We start from the raw sequence: 19,284 nt of genomic DNA, 5'->3' as shown, positions 1-19,284 counted from the left end.
CCCCCGTACCGCCTGCGCAAGTAGCTATAAAAATAATAGCGATTATTCACGCTTGACAGCGTAGTCTTGACTTGGGTCACCGACGTTAATGCGCCGAAAAAACCTCGCCGCTAGTGCAGGGTCGGATGGCTTGGACTTGAGTTTTCTTTGGCCCGCATCTTGGCCCCGATGTACTCGCCATGCGTCACATGCAGCAGGCCGGCAATCTTGCTGATCAGGTGGTTTTCGTTGGCATCCAGATGTGCATCGGCGTAGGCCACTTGCCACATGGATTCAACAATGAGGATTTTCTGCGCCTGCGTGAAGTGGTCATTGAGGATCGACGTAAAGGCATGGTAGTCAGAGGCACTGGAGGCGGTCTGCTCGGCCAGTGCCACCAGTCGGATCAGTTCGACCTCGTCAAGGGCAAACTTCTGGCGCAGCGCCGTGACCACCGCGTTGCGTTCGACCACCTCAATCGCGGGGTCGGCCCGCATGACCTCCACCAGCAAGACGGCCGTCGCCAGTTGGAGCGCGTTTTCAAGTTCAAGCGGTGAGGGGCTGGCAGCAGCCGCGGTGAAAGTATTGAACAGGTCTTTGAGGGTTCTCAGCATGGGCGGTTTCCGTGGATCAGAGGTCTTGATGGAGCTGTGCGCTGAGCATTAGTTCCCGCCTAGGCGCGGGGTTCGGTCCACAGCACGCCACCGGTGGCCCAGTTTTCGCGCTTGACGTCGGTGATCAAGATATCAACTGCATCGGGGCTCCCGCCCAGCACTTCGACCGTGACACGGGTGATTTCAGCCACCAGTTTTTTCTTCTGTTCCAGGGTGCGGCCTTCGAGCATTTCAATATGGTAGGTGGGCATGATGTTCTTGGGAAAGTGTTGTGGAGAAAGCCCAACATCATAGAGCCACCCCCGCAGAGCGGCGGGGGGTGGTGCGTCGCCGCGTTAGTGATTCAGCACGATGCTGGCGATCAGGCCGGTGGCAATCGCGACCATCACATAGTCCGACCCGACCTGCACCCATTGCTGGCCGCGCGGCGGGGCGCTCAGCCGGTAGGCGCGGTAGTCCGACACCACATACTGGCGGTTGCGGAATTCGCGCGGGATATGGCCACCACGCCGGAATTCCGGGCCGCGGGCGTTGTAGAAGCCCTGACGGTCATTGCGACGCATTTCAGCGCGGTCGAAGCGGCGATCTTCGCGCCGGTCCATGCGGCGCTCAAAACGCTGCAGGTCACGTTGGTCAATCTGGCGGGGACCGTGTTGCTGCATGCGCTGGGGTTCCTGGCCCTGACCGTGCCGGTCATAGCCCTGGGCGAACGAGAGGGTGCTGAACCCGAGGCTGGCGGCGGCAATGGCGCAAATAATGGCGGTGGATTTCATGGTGTGACTCCTTGTCATAAGTGAGCCTTCATGGTGTGCCCCCCATGTGTCGCGGCGGTAAACGGGGCGGGCATTTGTGCAAAGAAGCGTAGCGGGGTGTAGCAGCGGCGCCAGCCGGTTATGCCCAAAGCGCAGCCACCTTGCTTCTGGAGATGCGCTATCTAAACAGAATAAATTTGTTTCAAACCAAGGCCAGGATTTGACTTTTTAGCTTTGGCAGGTCTTGCTGGACAGTCTGCCAAACGATGGCATGGTCGACCGTGAAATAGCCGTGCGACAGTGCATTACGCATTTCGTAGGCAAAGCCCCAAGGCACGTTGGAGTGCTCAGCGGCGAAGATGGAGTGGTTTTTTGCAACGTTGTTGCACGCCTCGCCGATCACTTCCAAGTTGCGGATCACGGCATCGCGGGTTTTGCGGTCCGCCATGAAGGCATCCAAATCCATGCCCGCGGTGTAATCCTGAATGTTGTCGATGGCTTCAAGAATGTGTTGCAGGTAGTCGGCAATGCGCAGCGGGTCTGCGCGACTCATACAGGCCTTGCCTCGCGCAATACCTGGTCCCGAAACTTGGCGGGCAACCCGTTGGGCGTGAGCACATCCACCTCAAGTCCCAGCAGGTTTTTTAATTCAAACCGGATCGCGCCAATGTCCATCAGCGTGGTTTGGGCGGTGGGCTCCACCAGCAGGTCCAAGTCACTGCCCGAAACATCGTCGCCATGAAGCGCCGAACCAAACACCCGCACGCCGCTGACGTGGTGGCTTAGCGCAATCTCGCGAATGCGCGTGCGGTGCAAGGTAAGGGCTTCAGAAGGACGCATGGGGCCGAGTGTACTGTGAGCGGCTGTTCCCACCTACTACCGTGCCAAGTCGATATATTCTCTTGAATTTTAAGAATAAAGTGCCTCTAGCCCCCGTGAAATAAGCGCAAGAAGCTATAGAAAAAGTAGTATCTATCAGTCCGCCACTGTCACTGACGATCGCTTTACTTCGCCCGCAGTCCCTGTGCCAATGCGCCCAGCGCAATGCCGACCAGTGCCCACAGCAGGCTCCAGTTGCCTGCGCCCAGGCCGGCAATGGCCGGGCCGGGACACACGCCGCACAGGCCCCAGCCGACGCCGAACAGGGCGGCACCGACGAGGGTGTCGCGGTTCCAGACGCTAGGATGTACGTGGAAGTGGTCGTCCAGCAGGGGCCGGGCCAGCAGGCGCGGCGTCAGCTTGTAGGCCAGCACCACCACCAGCACCGCGCCGCCCATCACCAGCATCAGGCCAAAGTCCTGAAAGCGCAGAAAACTCAACACCACCTCGGGCCGGATCATGGTGGCGTACGACAGACCAAAGCCGAACAGCGCGCCCGCCAGCAGGGTGGCGAGCATCTTCGGCAACGCCATTTGTGCCGCCCTCATGCCAGCCACCTCGCCGCCAGATTGGCCGTCAGAAACGCGGTCGCCATGAAGGTCAGCACCGCCATCAGCGACGGCCATTGCAGCGAGCCCAGTCCGCAAATGCCGTGGCCCGACGTGCAGCCGTTGCCCAGGCGTGCGCCGTAGCCGACAAAAAATCCGCCTACCAGCAACTGCCAGACCGGCACCGCCGTGGCTTCGGGCTTGCCGCCGGCAAAGCCCAGCCACCACACCAGCGCGCCCAGGATCAAGCCCAACGCATACACCAGCCGCCAACTGCGCGAATCGACAAAGCGCGCCTGTTGAAAAAACGGCCGCTGCACCACGTAAGACCAGGTGCTGGAGAACACGGTGCTCATGCCGCCGATGCGGCCCGTCAGCACAAACAGCAAAGCCGCCCCCGCACCGATGAAGACCCCGCCCAACAGATAGTGCTGCCAGCCATGGGGAAAGAGAGAAAGAGAAAGGTTCATGGGGGTAGATTATCCGTGAATGGCCTTTTCACGGTTTAAGCGGAACGGGCTGGGCTGGGCGCGCTCTGCCGATCTGCCCGCGCTATTTCTTTTGCAAAATCACCAGCGCGATGCCGCCCAAAATGGCGCTCGACGCCAGCAACATGGCCGCGCTGACCGCTTCACCAATGAAGACGACACCGCCCAGCGCAGCCAGCACCGGCACGCTCAACTGCACCGTGGCCGCCTGGGTGGCTTTGAGTGCGGGCAACGCCCGGTACCAGATGGCATAACCCAATCCAGAAGCCAGCGCGCCCGACAAGACCGCCAGCCCGAGGCCGGTGCGGTCCAACGACAGGTGTTGGAGCGTGAGCAAACTCAAGCCCAGCGCCATCGGCACCGCCCGCATGAAGTTGCCGGCCGTCACCTGGGTCGGGTCGCTCACGCCCCGGTTTGTTTCTTGTTTGCCGCGCAGCGAATAAACGCCCCAGGCCACACCCGCGCTCAACATAAGCAGTGAGCTGCGCAAGCTGGGTGCCGCCAGCCCCGGCAGCATCAATGCCACCAGCCCCGCCAACGCGAGCGCCAACCCGACGATCTGCAGCGCGTGCATCCGTTCGCCCTGGACCACGCCATAGCCAATCATCGTGGCCTGCACCGCCCCAAACAGCAGCAGCGCGCCCGTGGCCGCCGGCATGCTGACATAGGCAAATGAAAACCCGGTCGCGTAGACGAACAGCGCACAGGCCGACAGCCAGTTGCCGCCAGCCCGTTCCCCTGCGGCTGAACCCGTGCCACGTCTTAGCCGCACGACCAACCACAGCATGCAGGCGCCAGACAACAGACGCACGGTGGTGAAACTGGCCGCGTCAATGCTGGTGTGCTTGAGCGCCATGCGGCACAGCAGCGAATTGCCGGCAAATGCCAGCATCGCCAGTGTGACCAAAATGACTAAACGGAGTGGGGACATGGGGCGGGCGGTGAAAGAAGGGGTGCTTTGGCGGGAGTTCTGCATGCGTTATACGCCAAAAGTGGCCTGAGCCCCCGCAGCATAAGCGCAAGAAGCTATACAAAACATAGCAAATATCAAGCCGCCGTCAGTTAAATCCACATCGCATCAAATGAGAACTGCACGGGTTTTTACGGGGTGTGTCCTGTGCAGTTTTATCATGACCGCGCCCCTCCCGCGTGGCGATGCACCGCGCTCGTTGACCGCGTCAAATTTTGTAATGCCTCCGCTTGAAAGAAAACCCCTCATGACCCCTGAACAGCAAGAAGCCCTCCTTTGCATCGCCCTGTTGGCGGCCTTTGCCGATGGCAGCAAAGCCGATGCGGAGCGCGAAGAAATCCGCCGTATTGCAGAGTCCCTGTCCAACGAATCCGGCGCTCCCAACCTGTCGCGGCTTTACCAGGACGTGCTGCTCAAGCGCGTCGGGCTGGAGGCGGCGGTGCACAAGCTGGCCGACCCCAGCCACCGCCAGCTGGCCTACGAAATGGCGGTATGCGTCTGCGATGCCGACGGCCAGCAGACCGATGCCGAGCGCCGTTTTCTGACCGACTTGCGGCGCCAACTGGCGATTGACCCGGCGCAGGCCCAGACCTTTGATGCGCAAGCCCAAGCCCTGGCCGTGATCAACCTGCCCGATGTTGCATTGCCAACGCCTGCCGCCACCCCGCCGGCCGCGAACGACGCGGAGCTGGACCGCTCCATCCTGAACCACGCCCTGGTCAACGGCGCGCTTGAATTGCTGCCGCAGTCGTGGGCTTCCATGGCCATCATTCCGCTGCAGGTCAAAATGGTTTACAGCATCGGCAAGGCCCACGGCGTCACGCTCGATCAGGGGCATGTGCGGGAATTTATCGCCGCCGCCGGTGTTGGCCTGACCTCGCAGTACCTGGAGCAATTTGGCCGCAAGCTGCTGGGTGGCCTGCTCGGCAAACTGGCAGGCAAAACCATCGGCCATGTCGGGAGCGCGGGCACCGGCATGGCGTTTTCGTTTGCCACCACCTATGCGCTGGGGCAAGTGGCCAAGCGCTACTACGCGGGCGACCGGGTCATGAGCACGGCGCTGCTGCGCGAAACCTTTCAGAGCCTGCTGGCCCCGGCCAAGCAACTGCAAACGCAGTACCTGCCCCAGATTCAGCAAAAGGCCTCCACACTGGATGCGGCCCAGGTCATGGCACTGGTGCGCGGCGGCTGAGGCGACGGCTTCCGCGTCAATAAAAGAATAAAGGAACCGTCGTTGTGATCACCATCCAGCTCGATATCGCCCAGACCGTCGGCATTGCCGCCGTGCTGCTGGTGGTGGGCGAATTCATTAAAAAACACGTCAGCCTGCTGGCGCGCTACTTCATCCCCGGCCCCATCATCGGCGGGATACTGTTTTCGCTGATCGCGCTGGTGGGTCACCAGACCGGCGTCTTCACGTTCCAGTTCTACGACAACATGCGCGCCTTTTTGCTGCTGGTGTTCTTCACCACCATCGGCTTTTCGGCCAGCTTTGAGTTGCTGAAAAAGGGTGGCGTGGGCGTGGCGCTGTTTCTGGCGGCGGCCGTCGGGCTGGTGCTGATCCAGAACACGCTGGGTGCGGCATTGGCCGTCGCCTTGGGCGTGCATCCGCTCATCGGGTTGGCGGCCGGGTCGATCGCGCTGACGGGCGGGCACGGCACTTCGGCCGCGTTCGGCCCGCTGCTGGAGCAGGCCGGCGCGGTCGGCGCGTTACCGGCCGCCATCGCCGCCGCCACCTATGGGCTGGTGGCGGGCTGCGTGATTGGCGGGCCCGTTGCCTCCCTGCTGATGCGGCGCAACGGCCTGCGCGGGCCTGGCGACAAGGCCGTCGGCGAGGTAACGCACATCCAGACCGCCCCGGAAACCGGCGAGACCAACAACCAGACCGTGATGTACGCCACCATCCTCGTCACCGTCGCCATTGGCGTCGGCACGCTGCTGGTGGACTGGCTCAAGAGCATGGGCATCACCCTGCCAGCGTATCTGGGCCCGATGCTGGTGGCGGCGCTGATTCGCAACCTGATCGACTGGCGCAACTGGCAGCTGCCGATGCGCCAGTTTGACGTGGTCGGCCATGTGTCACTGGCCTTCTTTCTGGCCATGGCGCTGATGTCGATGAAGCTCTGGGAGCTGGCGCAAGTGGCCGGCCCCTTGCTCATCATCCTGCTGGTGCAGACGGCGGTGATGTTCGCCTACGCCTACTGGGTCACTTTTCGCATCATGGGCCGTGACTACGACGCTGCCGTCATGGCGGCGGGCCACTGCGGCTTTGGCATGGGCGCAACGCCCAACGCCATGGCCAATATGCAGGCCTTTAGCAGCGTCAATGGCCCGTCGTTGAAAGCGTTTTTTGTCATCCCGATCGTGGGCTCGCTGTTCATCGACTTCTTTAACGCCGTCATCATCACGACCTACATGAATTACCTGAAGTAAGTCGCCCCCGCCGATGGGCGTACTGCCTTGTTGCCGCCTACCGCGAACTCACCCAGCTGGCAGAACTGGGTTTGCTGGAGAAAACCGGGCAGGGGCGGGGGACACGCTATCAGCTGGTGATTCAGATGATTTAGGCCTCTGGCCCCCGCAGAATATGCGCAGACAGCTATTAAATTAATAGCGATAGTCTGATGCCCATAAATGGCTGCCTGGCTGGGAAATTAGAATCCGACAACACCAAGAAACGGCACCCATGCCGGACACTAAATCGAGAGTCAACCATGACACAACACACTAACCAAATCAGTCACAAAACGGCCGTCGCCGCGCACCATGCAATTTAACGGCACGCTCAAAAAATGGAACGCCGAACGTGGTTTCGGCTTCATTGCCTTCACTGAAGGTGGCCCAGATGTCTTTGTTCACATTTCCGCGTTCCCGCGCGATGGGCGCCTGCCTGCTGCAGGGGATGAACTTTCATTCGAGATCGAGCCGGATCGCGACGGCCGAAAGCGGGCCGTGCGGGTGCAAAGCCAGGGTGACGCAGCGCCGCTTCGTGCCAACGCCGCTAAACCCGTGACACTGTCACGCACCCCGGCACCGCGCAAGTCAGGTCTTCGCGGTGGCTTGATTACGCTTTGCATCGTGGCCGCAGTAGGGTGGTTGGTGTACACCCGCTACGCCAGCAAATTGGTCCATGTCCCTGTGGCTCAAGAGCGCACTCCAGCCGCCATGGCGCCTGCCGATTTGCCGACGGCTAAGTAAGCCAGGTGAGGGCCATGGTTTTGGCGTCTTGCGCCCCATGGCCGCTCACTGGGGTGTGCCGCTGGCCCTGAATGGCAAGCAGCGCATCTTCCTGCCAGTAGGTTGCCGCGGCAAAAAAGCCCTCCCACACACAACCGTTGCAGCCCCGTCCACAGCAGGTGGTGGGTTCGGGTGGCGCAGGGCGAAGGGTCAAACCCAATTCTTGCGCGCGCTGCGTCAGCGTGACAAAGATTTGGGTGGCCGACTCACTGCTGATGACCGCTTGTGCCGGCAGGGGGAGTTCCAAGGGACAGCCCGTTAAAGCCTAGTGCTTGGTGAACTCGTAGGCGACATCTTCGCTCTCGACCATGTCCAAAATGTCGTTCAGCACATCATCGTCCTCGGTGCTGGCCCAGGTTTCTTCGGGGTCGGTGGCAAACAGGGGCTCGATGGCAATGTCCATGAATTGATTGTTCGGCAGCTTCAACACTTGCCCGCCTTCCGAGGTTTGGACCAGTTCCCAATCATCGGGGACGGACAGTTCGAGCTTGATGGTGACGTTGAGTTTTTTCATGGGATTCCTTTTAAGTGAGGCGAGAGGTTAACCGAAGCACGCCGCTATTTTTCGCCGCGATGATCGGCGCCATGCCGGTTTCACTGTTGCGGGTCAGCGGATGAACACCATCCGTCGTGTTGACTTCCTGGCAGCTCGTGCCGGCGAGATAGGCCGTGCCGGTTACATAGTTGCGCAACTGCACGGTGTACGGACCCGCGCCGGTTACCGATTCGACCACGCCAAAGTTTTTGTAATTAGCAGTGCCCGCCGCCAAAACCAGCGTTGCATGCACCGGTGGCGCGGCCTTCAGACTCAGGACCTTGGAGCCGCTTACAAAATCGGCCGCAAGCAGCGTCGCAAAGCTGGGAACCGCCCACAGACCCGAGTCATTGGCCGACTCAAATTGGCCGACCATGTCAATGTAATGATCTAAATTGGCATCGGACTTGGCCCGAATCCATTGGTTGTACGCAGCAAAATCAATCCGCACCTGATTGTCCAGCGTGGTCCAGCCGAGATTGGCGACCTTGGCCGTTGATTTGGCCAGCATTGTGGTCTGGATGATGGGCTTGTTGCCCATCGTTTTCAGGAACGCACCAAACGGCGGCCAGCCCGCGATGGCCGAGACCGCGCCGCCCGCGTTCGTCCCCATCGCGCTGATGATGGCGGTGAACGGGTAGCCCACATCCGCCATCATCTGCTTTCGAATGGCGAAGGTGCCCGCGGCGACCGCTGAATACGACACGCCATGAATCGCCAGATTGCAGTACGGCAACCGGGTCGAACTGCCGTTATCGGTCAAGCCACGCGCCAGGTAGCCCCACACGCCGTTGGCCGGCACGCCATATTGCGTGTCGTTGTTGCCGGCGGCGATGGAGTCGCCAATGATCAGTGGCACCGGCGGCTTGCCGGCCGTCGCCCAACCCTGCGCCACAATCATCTGTGGGGCCATACAGGTCGTGCCGGTGCTGGCCAAAAACGTGCCCGCACCCCGAAGGTAGGCGCTTTGATCCGTGGCCCCTTGGCGAACGCCATCGAGCGCCATCGTCGGATTGACGCGCATCGGAGAATTGCGCAAGAGTCCAGCGGCGACGTTGGTGGCGGTGATGATGCGGAATGTCGTGTTGGCCGGGATCACAAGGTTATTGGCATCCGTCCACACATAGCGGCCATTCGCCACCGTCCACGATGGGGCGCCGTCCACCGTGAGTGGCGTGCGAACGCCCGCGATTTCAATGCTGACGCCCTGGAACGGGAGGTCGTTGCCTAACGCGTGTTCGATGGTCGTGTTTTTGTCGGCGTAGACCGCCGCAAAGGCAAGCCGTGGCGAATGCACGGCATAGCCCGGCGAATAGTAGGTGACCGCGTCGCAGCAATAAACGCGGCCTGCATCGGACGCGACCGGGCTGCCAAATGACCCTTGCCGATGCGCGGCGAACATGTAGGGATCGGCATTGCCAGCCGACAAGGCCGATGGCCTGGCCGATGCAAGCCCAGGCCCCAAAGCGGCAGAAGCTATCAAGATATGACGGCGTGTGATCATGGCCCATTTTGGCCACTTCAGTCATTCCCTTGAGGTTGCGGGGAGACACGGTCACTTTTGTGCGTGGGGGCGACGCAGGTGTGTGGCTCACCTGAATCCTGCACGATCGGAAGAAGATCGAAGCCATTTAGGCCTCTAGCCCGCATGCAATAAGCGCAAGAAGCTATATAAATAGTAGCAATTCGCTAATTTTATTTACCTAAGGCATCGGCAACTGCCTGTGTGGCAGTGAGGCCCATGATCTTGAGCACCAGCCCGCGCAACTCTGCAGTAATCGATGCATCCGTGAGCGGGTGCCACGCTTGCGGAAACTGGGTGATCAGCTTGAATGTCTTGAGGGTTTCAACCAGAAGTGCTTCGCCTAAACCGGGTGCCTGATTCGCGTACCACTCTATGGCTTCGTCCAGTTCCTGCTGCGCTGCCTCCAGCAGCAGGATATTCATGTGGCGCTGGACGATTTGTACTTGGCCAACACTTCAGACAACGGCACGGCGCGAATTTCGCCGCGACGATAGGCCGCCAGACGGTCATCCGCTTCCTGTGCCCAAAGTGCATCCATGGCTGGATCGGGCTCGTCCAGGCTGTCCAGAATGTGCTCCACCAGCGCCATGCGCTCTACCGGTGGAAGTTGAACAGCTTGTTCAATCAAGGCTTTGGCGGATTGCGACATGACTGGCTCCAATGAAAAAAACGATTGCGACTGTTTGGAAATATACCGCCATGAGTGACTTGGGGTGATAAATGTCTGAGTCTATAAGCGTTTCAGGCCTCTAGCCCCCGTGCAATAAGCGCAAGAAGCTATCGTAACTATAGCGACTTCTTATCGCATCGCCGCCGCCATCGCCAAGCGCGACTTGCAGCGCGGATCACGCTGCATAGACTGCTTCGCGGTTGCGGTTGATGCTGGCCAGCACGTAGGGGTTGCGCACGGCACCTGGTTCTACCAAATCAACGCCACGGCCCAACAACTGTTCCAAATCGGCTTTGGCGCCGAAGAATGCTTCCAGACTGGGCGGCGCGTCGGGCGCGAACTCCACTAAAAAATCGGCGTCGCTGCTGGCGGCTATGCCTGAGCGGTGTTGGGCGATGGCAGGGTGCATGGGGAAATTTTAGGAGAGATTGGGCGGAACACGCCCATCGCATATGCCAAATTAGTCTCTAGCCCCGGTAGAACGTACGCAAGAAGCTATAAAAAATATAGCAACTATCAGTCAACTCAGTGATTTGCCCTGAGTGTTTTTTTAGGCCGGCAGATGCACGCCCCGCTTCGACAAGTCAGGCTGCCCGGCCAGCAGCCCGGCTACCGAAATGTCCTCATCCAACGCATCCCAATGCAAGCCGTTTTTGCTCAATTCCACTTGGGCCCGCTGTTCCGGTGCAGCCTCCAGCAAGCGGGGGAACCAGGCCAGCGGTGCGGCGATGGTGCGGCCATCTGACAGGCTTACCCACAGGGTGTCGTCGTCGAAGCGAACTGCTTTAGGCGAAGTGTTCATTCCAAGTCCTTTCAATAAGCTCTTTGTTGGCGGTGATTACATCCCGCAGTTCCCGCAAGGTGCGGGCATCGAATCCGTCGCTGTCACCCAAGTACACCGTAGGCATTAACCAAAATTTTGCCTCACCCTCAGCGCTTCGAACATGAATATGCATTGCCTCACGCGGGTTACCTTCGTTGGAATAGAAGAAGAACCGAAACGACTTGTAGCGGAATACGACTGGCATGGCTCGAAGTTTACAGCGGACAGCTATTTTTAGGTTGAAATGGCCTCTAGCCCCCGTGCAATATGCGCAAGCAGCTATCGTAACTGTAGCAACTTCTTGACGCATCGCCGCCGCCATCGGCAAGCGGGACTTGCAGCGTGGGTAGTTGCTGCAGCCCCAAAACGCGGCGCCGCCCTTGGTGGGTGTGCGCTCCAGCAGCTTGATGCCACAGCTCGCGCAGGTGGGGCGCCAGTACTCGCCTTCATGCGCCACGGCCAATAGCGCCTGCTGTTGCTCCGGCGTGCGCTTGGCAATCAAGGCCAGCAGGGCAGGGCCGTCCAGGGCGCTGATGCCATTGGCTTTGGCGAACTGCCGTGTTTAGCGCTGTCATGCTTTGGCCCTGCGCTTGGTTTTAACCGGTGCAGGGGGCAGCAGGCTGGTGTACTGCTGGTACAGCTCAAACAGAAACGCCACCCGCTCGGCGTCGCTTTTGTAGCTCCTTTTGCCGCCGCTGGCTTCATAGGCTTTGTCCACGGCGGCGTCCAGCTTTTGATGCGCTTTGAGCAGTTCGGGCGGCATGGTCAACGGGTCATACAGGTCGGCCAGCGTGGCGGGCTTGTCACCAGACTGGAACTTGACGCGCACGTCGAGCACCGTTTGTGCTGCAGTTTCGATAGCTGCTTGCGCTTTATCCACGGGGGCTGGAGGCTGATTTAGCTTGGAAGTCTGCGAGAGCTCAGGCCAGGGGAAATTGTTGTAGACGATCTGAGCAGAGTATTGATAGTCACTTTTCATGCGCCCGGCAGTTGCACGCATCCAAGCCATATGCATGACGGATTGAAGAACACCCAGTTCGAGTAATCCGGCTTGCGGCACGACCAGTACAGATGGATTGATGATGACGTTTGGCTCGAAAAATCCCAGGGGTACGTAGTCCCGACTCTCAGAACTGACTTTGGGAATCAGTAAGTAGGGCGTGGATGGTTGCCGATCTTCGCCAAACTCGGCGGGGGTTTTTGCCAGTGCTCGCGTAGGTGCTTTGACGCTTTTAAGGCGTTCCTGTTTGACCGCTTCAACCCGTTTGAGTACTTCGGGCATAGCGCGTAATTGAGCAGGTGCAATACCCTTGAGCCACAGGCAGAAGCGTTTGGAACCGTTCAAAAATTCTTCACCACCAATGTATTCGCGGATGTAGGGCCTGGCCTGCGGCTCCTTTGTGAGGAAGCCGGGAAGTTCAGTCTCATCTAGAACAAAGTGACCAAAATCGACGGCCTTGCTGCCAAACACGATCTCTGGCACAGGGCTGATGGGTCCTGAACGCTTGGTAATCAATACGGATGCCGTATCAGTCAGGTAAGGGGAAATGTTGGCCACAGGCATCGCATGTGGATCGCCCTTGATGTCGTCGTACTCATAAATCACCTTGCCGGGCCGGTCTTCCAGTCCGAAGCCAATGATGACGCAATGCACGGCAGCCTTGCCGCGCGCTTCGTTGGTCCAACTGAAAGTGCGATGGGCAAAGTGAATGTGAATGCCCTGCGCCAGCAACCAACCCCACAGCACGCCGACCTGTTCCCCTTGCGTGATGCTGTTGGTAGAGACAAAGGCGCAGCGGGTGTTCGTTGCGCTTGCCGCTGCCCCGCCATGAAGGTAATGCGCTGCCTTCACATACCAAGCCGCCACCAAGTCCAGAACCCCGGAGCCGTTGATGGGGGCGAAGACCGGCGCCAAGTCAGCTTTTTGAGCCGCCGATTGCTCCTTCTTTCCAACAAACGGCGGATTCCCCAGCACATAGCTGCACTGCTCTGCTGGCAAAACCTCATTCCAGTCCAGCTTGAGCGCATTGTCGTGCGCAATGTATGAACTGGTACGCAAGGGAATTCGGGCAAAGTAAAAGCCGAACTCTTCGCTCAAGCGCAAATTCATCTGGTGGTCCATCAGCCACAACGCCACCTGCGCGATCTGCGCGGGAAACTCCTCGATCTCAATGCCATAAAACTGATCAACGTCAACGTGGATAAGCCCGTGCACATCAACACCCATCTGCCCGTCCTTGATGCTGGCCCGCAGAACAGCCAGCTCCAGTTCGCGCATTTCCCGGTAACTGATCACCAAAAAATTGCCACATCCGCAGGCTGGGTCAAAAAACGTCAGCGTGCGCAGCTTTTTGTGAAACTCAAACAGCCGGTTCTTGTTGCTTTTGACTTTCTCGAATTCGGCCCACAGCTCGTCCAGAAACAGCGGTTTGATGAGCTTGAGTATGTTTTCCTCAGACGTGTAATGCGCGCCCAGGTTGCGGCGGGCTTTCTCGTCCATGATGCTCTGAAACAGACTGCCGAAAATGGCTGGGCTGATGGCCGACCAGTCCAGCGCGCAGGCATCCAACAAGGCCTCGCGCATGGCGCTGGTGAAATCGGCCATGGGCAGTGGCTCGGAAAACAGCTTGCCGTTGATATAGGGAAAGGCCGCGACTTGCTCGTCTAACGCTTTGCTGCGTTTGGCCTCATCGGTGTTGAGCACCTGAAACAGCTGGCCCAGCCGTGAACCCAAGTCGGTGCCGTCTTTGGCGGTGCGTTCCTCAATGAAGGTACGAAACGACTGTGCGGGCTGAAAAATGCCGGTGTCGTCGGCAAACAGACAAAACAGCAGGCGCACCAACAGCACCTCCAGCGGGTGCTCGGTGTAACCGCTGGCCTTCAAGGCATCGTGCAGTCGCCCCATGCGCTCGGCGGCCTTGATGTTGACGGGGTCTTGCGGCTTGATTTCCAGCGCTTTGTAACCCGCCACAAAACCAAACAGCCGAATGTGTTTGTGCAGGTCTTTGATGGCAAATTCAATCGTCTCGCCAGTGGTGAGCCGGTGGACCCGAAAGCGGGCAAAGTCGCACACGATGATGATCTGCGGCAAATCGCGCTCAAGGATGCCGGGAAAGTAAGACAGCGCCTGCGTCAGCGCGGCATCGAGATTTTTGCCGCGCGACTTTTGCTCCACCAGCAGCATGCCGGGCCAGAACAGATCAACAAAGCCGTCCGTTTTCGCTTTGAGCCCCGGCAGCTTTTTGACCGCGTGTTCAAAAGTGGCGACGCGTTTGTCGGTGATACCGAAGATTTCAAAGAAGTCAATCCAGAACGGTTTGCCCTGGCTGTCTTCATTGGCGGCGTCAGCCCAGGTGCGGCTGAAGGTCAACGCGCGGGATTTGATTTCGTTCCAGGATAGGGGCATGGGGGCAAGGTTTCTTGTGTTGGCGTCAGTCAGAACGGCTGACTGCCACTTCTATTTATACGTTTTAGGCCTCTAGCCCCCGTGGAATATGCGTAGATAGCTATATAAAAAATAGCGTTTATCCTGCTCTTGGCTGGTTCAGTCAATTCGATCCAGCCTCTGTTCACCACGAGTTAGACCGGGTTTGAGGCAGTGATCGTTCCCGGATGAGCTTTGCTTGGTAGCGAGCGTTCAGGCAACCGGGTTGCGCACAGCCGACCCTGCCCAGTTTTGGGTAGGCAACTTCAACCCTTGCGCAGCCAGTTGTTTTTTGGCCTGGCTGGACGCAAGCTTCAAGGCTTGAGTAATCTTGTCCTGCGTCGTTGCCGGGCGGGTAGCTGCGGCGCGTTTCATTGGGCGAGTTGTTTTAGATTCAGCCATTTTTCTGGTTCCTCCACATAAGTGCGATGTGCCGTGCCGTGGGCAATGGGCTTGAGTGTGCCTGAAGCATTGTCCAGAACTGTCCAGCGATCAGCCAGCGGCAGGTACAGTTCATATAGATTGTGCAGGCTCCGCTGAAAGCGACGTTCCACGTCGGCTTGCGGTATGTTGTGTCCGCCGAGTTTGACGCGGAGTGCCACCCGATTGACGGCCAGTTCTGCGCTGGGCAGGGCGACATAGAAAATCTGGACCAGATACCCCTGTGCTTTGCAGCGGCTTAAAAATAGGGCGAACGTTCGGCTGGACAGGGTGGACTCAAAAGCAAAGCTCATGCCGCTTTCCGCCAGTTCATGCAAACGCTTGAGCATGACTCGCCCCGCTTCAAACGAGACGGTTTCAGGCGAGTAGGCCGATAAACCTACCGCAATCTGGTCGGCATTTACAAATTCAAGAATACCCAGCGCTTGCTTGAGCAGGTACGGCGCGGCAGTTGATTTGCCCGCGCCATTGGGGCCGGCAATCACCACAACTGTGGGTTGCTTGGGCTTGCTGGCACGAGCGGGCTTCATTTGCCCCAACTATCCTTCAACCCCACCGCCAAATTAAACACCGGCTTCCCTGCCGCGTGATCCACCCGGTCCGCCACAAAATACCCGTGCCGTTCAAACTGGAACTTGTCATCCGTCTTCGCGCTGGCCAGTGACGGCTCCACAATCGCGGTCACCACTTTCAGGCTGTTCGGGTTCAAACATTCCAAGAAGTCTTTGCCGCCCGCGTCGGGCTGGGCGTCGCTGAACAGGCGGTCGTAGATGCGCACTTCAGCACTCACTCCGTCGGCCACGGCGACCCAGGTGATCACGCCTTTGACCTTGACGGCATCGCTGCCGGGCGTGCCGCTCTTGGTGTCGGGGATCAGGGTGGCGTGTACTTCGGTCACGCGGCCGTCGGCATCCTTCACCGCGCCGATGGTTTCAATGACGTGGCCGTATTTCAGGCGCACCTTGCTCGCCGCAATGGCTTGGCCGCTGGCGTTCACATGCGCGGGGAACAGGCGGAAGAAGCCTTTGGGTGGCGTCTCTTCATAGTCGGTGCGGTCAATCCACACTTCTTTGCCGATTTTGAAATGACGCGTGCCCAGCTCGGGGTGGTGCGGGTGAAGCGGGGCGCTGCAGTCGTCCAGCATGCCGGCGCCCATCACTTCGTCCCAATTGGTCAGCACCAGTTTCACCGGGTCCAGCACGGCCATGGCGCGGGTAGCGGATACGTCCAGCGTTTCGCGCAGGCAGCCTTCCAGCGTGCTGTAGTCAATCCAGCTGTCGCTCTTGGTGACGCCAATGCGTTCGGCAAACAGGTGAATCGCCTCCGGCGTGTAGCCCCGGCGGCGCAGGCCGACGAGGGTGGGCAGGCGCGGGTCGTCCCAGCCGCTCACCTTGTGGTCGTACACCAGTTGCGCCAGCTTGCGTTTGCTGGTGACGACATAGGTGAGGTTGAGGCGGGCAAACTCGTATTGGTGTGGCGGCGGGCTGGCGAGCAGGCCGCCTTCCGTCAGGCGCTCCATCAGCCAGTCATAAAACGGGCGCTGGTCTTCAAATTCGAGCGTGCAGATGCTGTGGGTGATGTTCTCCAGCGCGTCCTCAATCGGGTGGGCAAAGGTGTACATCGGGTAGATGCACCATTTGTCGCCGGTGTTGTGGTGCGTGGCGCGGCGAATGCGGTAGATGGCGGGGTCGCGCAGGTTGATGTTGGCCGAGGCCATGTCGATCCTGGCGCGCAGCACCATGGCGCCGTCGGCGTGTTGGCCGTCGCGCATTTCGCGGAAACGGGCCAGGTTCTCGGCCGGCGTGCGGCTGCGAAACGGGCTGTCGACACCGGGCTTGCTGAAGTCGCCGCGGTTGATGCGCATTTGCTCGGGCGTTTGTTCGTCCACGTAGGCGTGGCCGGCTTCGATCAAATGTTCGGCGGCGCGGTACATAAAGTCGAAGTAGTCGCTGGCCTGGTAGGGCGTGGCGTCCGGTGCGCCATTCCACTCAAAGCCGAGCCAGCGCACGGCGTCAATGATGCTGTTGACGTATTCGGTGTCTTCTTTTTCGGGGTTGGTGTCGTCAAAGCGCAGGTGGCAGACGCCGCCAAAGTCGCGCGCCAGGCCAAAGTTCAGGCAAATGCTTTTGGCGTGGCCGATGTGCAGGTAGCCATTGGGCTCAGGCGGAAAACGGGTGCGGATTTTGGCCGGGTCGGGCTCACCTTGGGCTTGGTGGGTCGCATCGCCCGGACTGCCCGCCCAGCGTCGCTGGGCATAGGTGCCAGCGGCCAGATCGTGCTCGATGATCTGGCGCAAAAAGTTGCTGGGCTTGTGGTCGGGGGTGGTGGCGTTGGTGGGTGTGGGTGAGCTCATGCGCTGGATTTTAGACGCCGAAGTGGGCTGAAGTACCATGGTCTCCCTTGGAGCCTACCCCTGGCACGCAACATGAACACAAACGATTTACCTGACAGTTCTCCCGCCACCGTCCCGGTGCAATGGGCTGATCTGGACACGGCGGTGCAGGCCGGCATTATTTCTACCGCGCAGGCGCAGCAACTGTGGTCACGCTGGGCGGCAGCGGGCTCGCGGGCGGTACACGGGCCGAGTTTTAGCTTCACCAACACCTTGTATTACTTTGGCGGCATGGTGGCGATTGGCGCCATGACGCTGTTCATGACGCTGGGCTGGCAGGCCTTTGGCGCCTGGGGCCTGTTGGCGATCTGCCTTGGGTATCTGGTGGCCTGCCTGAAGGTGGCCGACCAGCTGAAAGCCCGCCAATTGCCCATTCCGGCCGGCATTCTGGCCACGCTGGCGGTGTGCCTGGTGCCGCTGATCGTGTGGTGCGTGCAGCAGGGGCTGGGCCTGTGGCCACCGGGCGGGCCGGAGCGCTATTCGGGCTACCACTCGCACATCAACTGGCGCTGGATGACGCTCGAATTCACCACGCTGGCCGCCGGGGTGGTGATGCTGTGGCGCTACCGCCTGCCGTTTATGGTGATGCCGATTGCGGTGACGCTGTGGTACATGAGCATGGATGTGGCCAACGCTTTGATGCAGCGCGAGGGTTTTGACTGGAAGTTCACGCGCGATGTGTCTCTGATATTTGGCTTGGCCACTTGTGCCGTGGCGGTGTGGGTGGATGTGCGCAGCCGGCGGGCGTTGCTGGCATCAATGCGGCAGGACTATGCGTTTTGGCTGTACCTGTTTGGCGCCATCATGTTCTGGTTTGGTTTGAGCATGCGCGATTCCAGTTCGGAGTTGAACAAGTTTCTGTATGCGCTGATCAACGTCTTTTTGGTGTTGCTGGGCGCTGTGATTGCGCGGCGCGTGTTCACGGTGCTGGGGGCTCTGGGGGTGGCCGGGTATTTGGGCTATCTGTCGCACCGGGTGTTTCAGGACAGTTTGATGTTTCCGTTTGTCCTGACGCTGCTCGGGCTGGGCGTGGTGGCCTTGGGTATTTGGTGGCAGCGCCACGAGGTTGAAATCAACCAGCGCTTGCGCGCCTGGGTGCCGGCGGGGCTGCGCGCTTAACGGTCGGTTGCGCGGGCTTATGGGGCGGGCAGCAGCACCAGCTCAAACGTGACAAGCACCGGGTTGGCGCCGCGCCGCAGCCGGCCGGCTGACCTCTGGTCCGTGAAGTCCACCATGGCCACGTCCACCTCTGCACGCAGTGCGCCGTGCGGGGCGGCACGCACCCGGCCCGCTTGGATCAGGACCTCGGTCACGAACGGTTCGACGCTCCGGCCATCGTCGAACGCCGCACCCACAAGGCTGCCGACGCCGCCCTGGATGGTTGCGTTGGAGATGCCGTGTTCCCGGCAAATGTCTTCAAGGGCGGTGCAAACGTCAATATTCGGACTCAGGCGGACCACCAGGGCTTCCTGGGTTGACGGTGCGTCCATTCGCCGTGCTGTCGCTTCGGGTTTGAACAGAGAGAAATTGGTTTCGGCATCGGGGCGGACGTGGAATTCAGCGCCGTCCAGAATGCACACCGAGGCCCGCAGCGGCGCGGTAATGATGGCATCGGCGGGCAGCACATGGCCGCAGCGGCGGCTTCCCTCGGCGTCGATCCACGTCGCATGGCAATGCAGCCAGGGCTGGCCGTCGCGCTGCCCATAAGTGACCGTCGCGAATTCGAGGCGGACCGGCCCCACGGCGTCAAATCGTTCGCTGTAGTAGACCGCGTGATCGGGCGTTTTGGAGGTGGCAGGCATCACGTACGCAAACGGAAAGAACGCACCGCCCGCCAGACTCAGCACCGCACTGCTGGCGCCATACGGCGCCAGCGCATCGGCCAGTGTCGCCAGCAGTGAATGCCCCGGTGCCAGCGTGAGTTCAACCTGCTTCACCGCCGCCGGCAGCACCTGCACGCGCTCGGCGGCGACGTCGCCCGGGTGAAGAATGCTACGCATGCAGTCG

General features: G+C 60.0%; 25 protein-coding genes. 4 read left to right on the top strand and 21 right to left on the bottom strand.

The window, feature by feature from the left end:
• Positions 1-110 precede the first annotated feature (110 nt).
• From HHJ17_RS00425 to HHJ17_RS00390, 8 genes are all read right to left on the bottom strand, one after another.
• On the bottom strand, positions 111-593 hold the full coding sequence (locus tag HHJ17_RS00425; RefSeq protein WP_296500004.1) for a TerB family tellurite resistance protein: 483 nt from the start codon (positions 591-593) through the stop codon (positions 111-113).
• Positions 594-652: 59 nt separating this feature from the next.
• Entirely contained in the window at positions 653-844 is a 192-nt protein-coding gene (locus tag HHJ17_RS00420) for a 4-oxalocrotonate tautomerase (RefSeq protein ID WP_296500002.1), read from the bottom strand.
• Between the two features lie 84 nt (positions 845-928).
• A complete protein-coding gene (locus HHJ17_RS00415; RefSeq protein ID WP_296500001.1) occupies positions 929-1,366 on the bottom strand; it encodes an RcnB family protein in 438 nt (145 codons plus the stop codon).
• A gap of 181 nt (positions 1,367-1,547) precedes the next feature.
• Complete coding sequence (locus HHJ17_RS00410; RefSeq protein ID WP_296499999.1) at positions 1,548-1,898, bottom strand: DUF86 domain-containing protein; 351 nt, start codon at positions 1,896-1,898, stop codon at positions 1,548-1,550.
• Positions 1,895-2,185, bottom strand: coding sequence for a nucleotidyltransferase family protein (locus HHJ17_RS00405; RefSeq protein WP_296499997.1), 291 nt, complete (start codon positions 2,183-2,185; stop codon positions 1,895-1,897). The genes HHJ17_RS00410 and HHJ17_RS00405 overlap by 4 nt, the downstream gene beginning before the upstream one ends.
• A 164-nt stretch (positions 2,186-2,349) precedes the next feature.
• Complete coding sequence (locus HHJ17_RS00400) at positions 2,350-2,772, bottom strand: DUF6691 family protein (protein ID WP_296499128.1); 423 nt, start codon at positions 2,770-2,772, stop codon at positions 2,350-2,352.
• Positions 2,769-3,242 (bottom strand): YeeE/YedE thiosulfate transporter family protein, encoded by a 474-nt coding sequence (locus HHJ17_RS00395; protein WP_296499130.1) that lies wholly within the window; start codon positions 3,240-3,242, stop codon positions 2,769-2,771. The genes HHJ17_RS00400 and HHJ17_RS00395 overlap by 4 nt, the downstream gene beginning before the upstream one ends.
• Positions 3,243-3,324: 82 nt before the next feature.
• Positions 3,325-4,191 (bottom strand): DMT family transporter, encoded by an 867-nt coding sequence (locus HHJ17_RS00390; protein ID WP_296499132.1) that lies wholly within the window; start codon positions 4,189-4,191, stop codon positions 3,325-3,327.
• Positions 4,192-4,477: 286 nt separating this feature from the next.
• Here HHJ17_RS00390 and HHJ17_RS00385 point away from each other — a divergent pair, with 286 nt between their 5' ends.
• From HHJ17_RS00385 to HHJ17_RS00375, 3 genes are all read left to right on the top strand, one after another.
• Complete coding sequence (locus HHJ17_RS00385) at positions 4,478-5,422, top strand: DUF533 domain-containing protein (RefSeq protein ID WP_296499134.1); 945 nt, start codon at positions 4,478-4,480, stop codon at positions 5,420-5,422.
• 44 nt (positions 5,423-5,466) lie between these two features.
• Positions 5,467-6,663, top strand: a complete 1,197-nt coding sequence (gene gltS / locus HHJ17_RS00380; protein WP_296499136.1) for a sodium/glutamate symporter — start codon at positions 5,467-5,469, stop codon at positions 6,661-6,663.
• Between the two features lie 333 nt (positions 6,664-6,996).
• The gene (locus HHJ17_RS00375; protein WP_296499138.1) at positions 6,997-7,428 is read left to right on the top strand and encodes a cold-shock protein; all 432 of its coding nucleotides are present in this window, start codon (positions 6,997-6,999) and stop codon (positions 7,426-7,428) included.
• Here the strand turns inward: HHJ17_RS00375 and HHJ17_RS00370 are convergent.
• The 12 genes from HHJ17_RS00370 to HHJ17_RS00315 all read right to left on the bottom strand — a co-directional run bounded on the left by HHJ17_RS00370 (position 7,421) and on the right by HHJ17_RS00315 (position 17,238).
• Positions 7,421-7,684: an oxidoreductase-like domain-containing protein gene (locus HHJ17_RS00370; RefSeq protein ID WP_296499146.1), complete on the bottom strand. Its 264-nt coding sequence runs from the start codon at positions 7,682-7,684 to the stop codon at positions 7,421-7,423. The genes HHJ17_RS00375 and HHJ17_RS00370 overlap by 8 nt on opposite strands.
• Before the next feature lie 48 nt (positions 7,685-7,732).
• Positions 7,733-7,981, bottom strand: coding sequence for a hypothetical protein (locus HHJ17_RS00365; RefSeq protein WP_296499141.1), 249 nt, complete (start codon positions 7,979-7,981; stop codon positions 7,733-7,735).
• A 10-nt stretch (positions 7,982-7,991) separates the two neighbouring features.
• The gene (locus tag HHJ17_RS00360; RefSeq protein ID WP_296499143.1) at positions 7,992-9,506 is read right to left on the bottom strand and encodes a hypothetical protein; all 1,515 of its coding nucleotides are present in this window, start codon (positions 9,504-9,506) and stop codon (positions 7,992-7,994) included.
• 191 nt (positions 9,507-9,697) lie between these two features.
• On the bottom strand, positions 9,698-9,949 hold the full coding sequence (locus HHJ17_RS00355) for a type II toxin-antitoxin system RelE/ParE family toxin (RefSeq protein ID WP_296502450.1): 252 nt from the start codon (positions 9,947-9,949) through the stop codon (positions 9,698-9,700).
• Positions 9,946-10,176, bottom strand: coding sequence for an addiction module protein (locus HHJ17_RS00350; RefSeq protein ID WP_296502453.1), 231 nt, complete (start codon positions 10,174-10,176; stop codon positions 9,946-9,948). The genes HHJ17_RS00355 and HHJ17_RS00350 overlap by 4 nt, the downstream gene beginning before the upstream one ends.
• 196 nt (positions 10,177-10,372) lie before the next feature.
• Entirely contained in the window at positions 10,373-10,606 is a 234-nt protein-coding gene (locus HHJ17_RS00345; RefSeq protein WP_296502456.1) for a nucleotidyltransferase domain-containing protein, read from the bottom strand.
• Positions 10,607-10,747: 141 nt separating this feature from the next.
• Positions 10,748-10,999, bottom strand: coding sequence for a DUF2442 domain-containing protein (locus HHJ17_RS00340; protein ID WP_296504599.1), 252 nt, complete (start codon positions 10,997-10,999; stop codon positions 10,748-10,750).
• Complete coding sequence (locus HHJ17_RS00335; protein ID WP_296504597.1) at positions 10,983-11,522, bottom strand: DUF4160 domain-containing protein; 540 nt, start codon at positions 11,520-11,522, stop codon at positions 10,983-10,985. The genes HHJ17_RS00340 and HHJ17_RS00335 overlap by 17 nt, the downstream gene beginning before the upstream one ends.
• Before the next feature lie 69 nt (positions 11,523-11,591).
• The gene (locus HHJ17_RS00330; protein ID WP_296504595.1) at positions 11,592-14,426 is read right to left on the bottom strand and encodes a DNA methyltransferase; all 2,835 of its coding nucleotides are present in this window, start codon (positions 14,424-14,426) and stop codon (positions 11,592-11,594) included.
• A 231-nt stretch (positions 14,427-14,657) separates the two neighbouring features.
• A complete protein-coding gene (locus tag HHJ17_RS00325; RefSeq protein ID WP_296504594.1) occupies positions 14,658-14,819 on the bottom strand; it encodes a hypothetical protein in 162 nt (53 codons plus the stop codon).
• On the bottom strand, positions 14,816-15,415 hold the full coding sequence (locus HHJ17_RS00320; RefSeq protein WP_296502473.1) for a zeta toxin family protein: 600 nt from the start codon (positions 15,413-15,415) through the stop codon (positions 14,816-14,818). The genes HHJ17_RS00325 and HHJ17_RS00320 overlap by 4 nt, the downstream gene beginning before the upstream one ends.
• Positions 15,412-17,238 (bottom strand): glutamine--tRNA ligase/YqeY domain fusion protein, encoded by a 1,827-nt coding sequence (locus HHJ17_RS00315; protein ID WP_296504592.1) that lies wholly within the window; start codon positions 17,236-17,238, stop codon positions 15,412-15,414. Before HHJ17_RS00315 ends, HHJ17_RS00320 begins: the two co-directional genes overlap by 4 nt.
• 72 nt (positions 17,239-17,310) lie before the next feature.
• Here HHJ17_RS00315 and HHJ17_RS00310 point away from each other — a divergent pair, with 72 nt between their 5' ends.
• On the top strand, positions 17,311-18,396 hold the full coding sequence (locus HHJ17_RS00310) for a DUF2157 domain-containing protein (RefSeq protein ID WP_296504590.1): 1,086 nt from the start codon (positions 17,311-17,313) through the stop codon (positions 18,394-18,396).
• A 17-nt stretch (positions 18,397-18,413) separates the two neighbouring features.
• On the opposite strand, the gene HHJ17_RS00305 is transcribed toward HHJ17_RS00310, so the two are convergent.
• On the bottom strand, positions 18,414-19,277 hold the full coding sequence (locus HHJ17_RS00305) for a DUF296 domain-containing protein (RefSeq protein ID WP_296504588.1): 864 nt from the start codon (positions 19,275-19,277) through the stop codon (positions 18,414-18,416).
• Positions 19,278-19,284: the final 7 nt, after the last annotated feature.

It is taken from the genome of Rhodoferax sp. (assembly GCF_012927445.1).
In the GTDB taxonomy this organism is placed as follows: Bacteria; Pseudomonadota; Gammaproteobacteria; order Burkholderiales; family Burkholderiaceae_C; genus Rhodoferax.
This window is presented reverse-complemented; position numbering and strand designations above follow the sequence as displayed.

Excerpts from the sequence above, each read along its gene's own strand:
- HHJ17_RS00410 (WP_296499999.1), bottom strand. The coding sequence starts at position 1,898 with ATGAGTCGCGCAGACCCGCTGCGCATTGCCGACTACCTGCAACACATT.
- HHJ17_RS00355 (WP_296502450.1), bottom strand. The coding sequence starts at position 9,949 with ATGAATATCCTGCTGCTGGAGGCAGCGCAGCAGGAACTGGACGAAGCC.
- HHJ17_RS00365 (WP_296499141.1), bottom strand. The coding sequence starts at position 7,981 with ATGAAAAAACTCAACGTCACCATCAAGCTCGAACTGTCCGTCCCCGAT.
- HHJ17_RS00385 (WP_296499134.1), top strand. The coding sequence starts at position 4,478 with ATGACCCCTGAACAGCAAGAAGCCCTCCTTTGCATCGCCCTGTTGGCG.
- HHJ17_RS00320 (WP_296502473.1), bottom strand. The coding sequence starts at position 15,415 with ATGAAGCCCGCTCGTGCCAGCAAGCCCAAGCAACCCACAGTTGTGGTG.
- HHJ17_RS00390 (WP_296499132.1), bottom strand. The coding sequence starts at position 4,191 with ATGTCCCCACTCCGTTTAGTCATTTTGGTCACACTGGCGATGCTGGCA.
- HHJ17_RS00350 (WP_296502453.1), bottom strand. The coding sequence starts at position 10,176 with ATGTCGCAATCCGCCAAAGCCTTGATTGAACAAGCTGTTCAACTTCCA.
- HHJ17_RS00345 (WP_296502456.1), bottom strand. The coding sequence starts at position 10,606 with ATGCACCCTGCCATCGCCCAACACCGCTCAGGCATAGCCGCCAGCAGC.
- HHJ17_RS00310 (WP_296504590.1), top strand. The coding sequence starts at position 17,311 with ATGAACACAAACGATTTACCTGACAGTTCTCCCGCCACCGTCCCGGTG.
- HHJ17_RS00395 (WP_296499130.1), bottom strand. The coding sequence starts at position 3,242 with ATGAACCTTTCTCTTTCTCTCTTTCCCCATGGCTGGCAGCACTATCTG.
- HHJ17_RS00400 (WP_296499128.1), bottom strand. The coding sequence starts at position 2,772 with ATGAGGGCGGCACAAATGGCGTTGCCGAAGATGCTCGCCACCCTGCTG.
- HHJ17_RS00405 (WP_296499997.1), bottom strand. The coding sequence starts at position 2,185 with ATGCGTCCTTCTGAAGCCCTTACCTTGCACCGCACGCGCATTCGCGAG.
- HHJ17_RS00415 (WP_296500001.1), bottom strand. The coding sequence starts at position 1,366 with ATGAAATCCACCGCCATTATTTGCGCCATTGCCGCCGCCAGCCTCGGG.
- HHJ17_RS00425 (WP_296500004.1), bottom strand. The coding sequence starts at position 593 with ATGCTGAGAACCCTCAAAGACCTGTTCAATACTTTCACCGCGGCTGCT.
- HHJ17_RS00375 (WP_296499138.1), top strand. The coding sequence starts at position 6,997 with ATGCAATTTAACGGCACGCTCAAAAAATGGAACGCCGAACGTGGTTTC.
- HHJ17_RS00325 (WP_296504594.1), bottom strand. The coding sequence starts at position 14,819 with ATGAAACGCGCCGCAGCTACCCGCCCGGCAACGACGCAGGACAAGATT.
- HHJ17_RS00305 (WP_296504588.1), bottom strand. The coding sequence starts at position 19,277 with ATGCGTAGCATTCTTCACCCGGGCGACGTCGCCGCCGAGCGCGTGCAG.
- HHJ17_RS00420 (WP_296500002.1), bottom strand. The coding sequence starts at position 844 with ATGCCCACCTACCATATTGAAATGCTCGAAGGCCGCACCCTGGAACAG.
- HHJ17_RS00340 (WP_296504599.1), bottom strand. The coding sequence starts at position 10,999 with ATGAACACTTCGCCTAAAGCAGTTCGCTTCGACGACGACACCCTGTGG.
- HHJ17_RS00330 (WP_296504595.1), bottom strand. The coding sequence starts at position 14,426 with ATGCCCCTATCCTGGAACGAAATCAAATCCCGCGCGTTGACCTTCAGC.
- HHJ17_RS00315 (WP_296504592.1), bottom strand. The coding sequence starts at position 17,238 with ATGAGCTCACCCACACCCACCAACGCCACCACCCCCGACCACAAGCCC.
- HHJ17_RS00360 (WP_296499143.1), bottom strand. The coding sequence starts at position 9,506 with ATGATCACACGCCGTCATATCTTGATAGCTTCTGCCGCTTTGGGGCCT.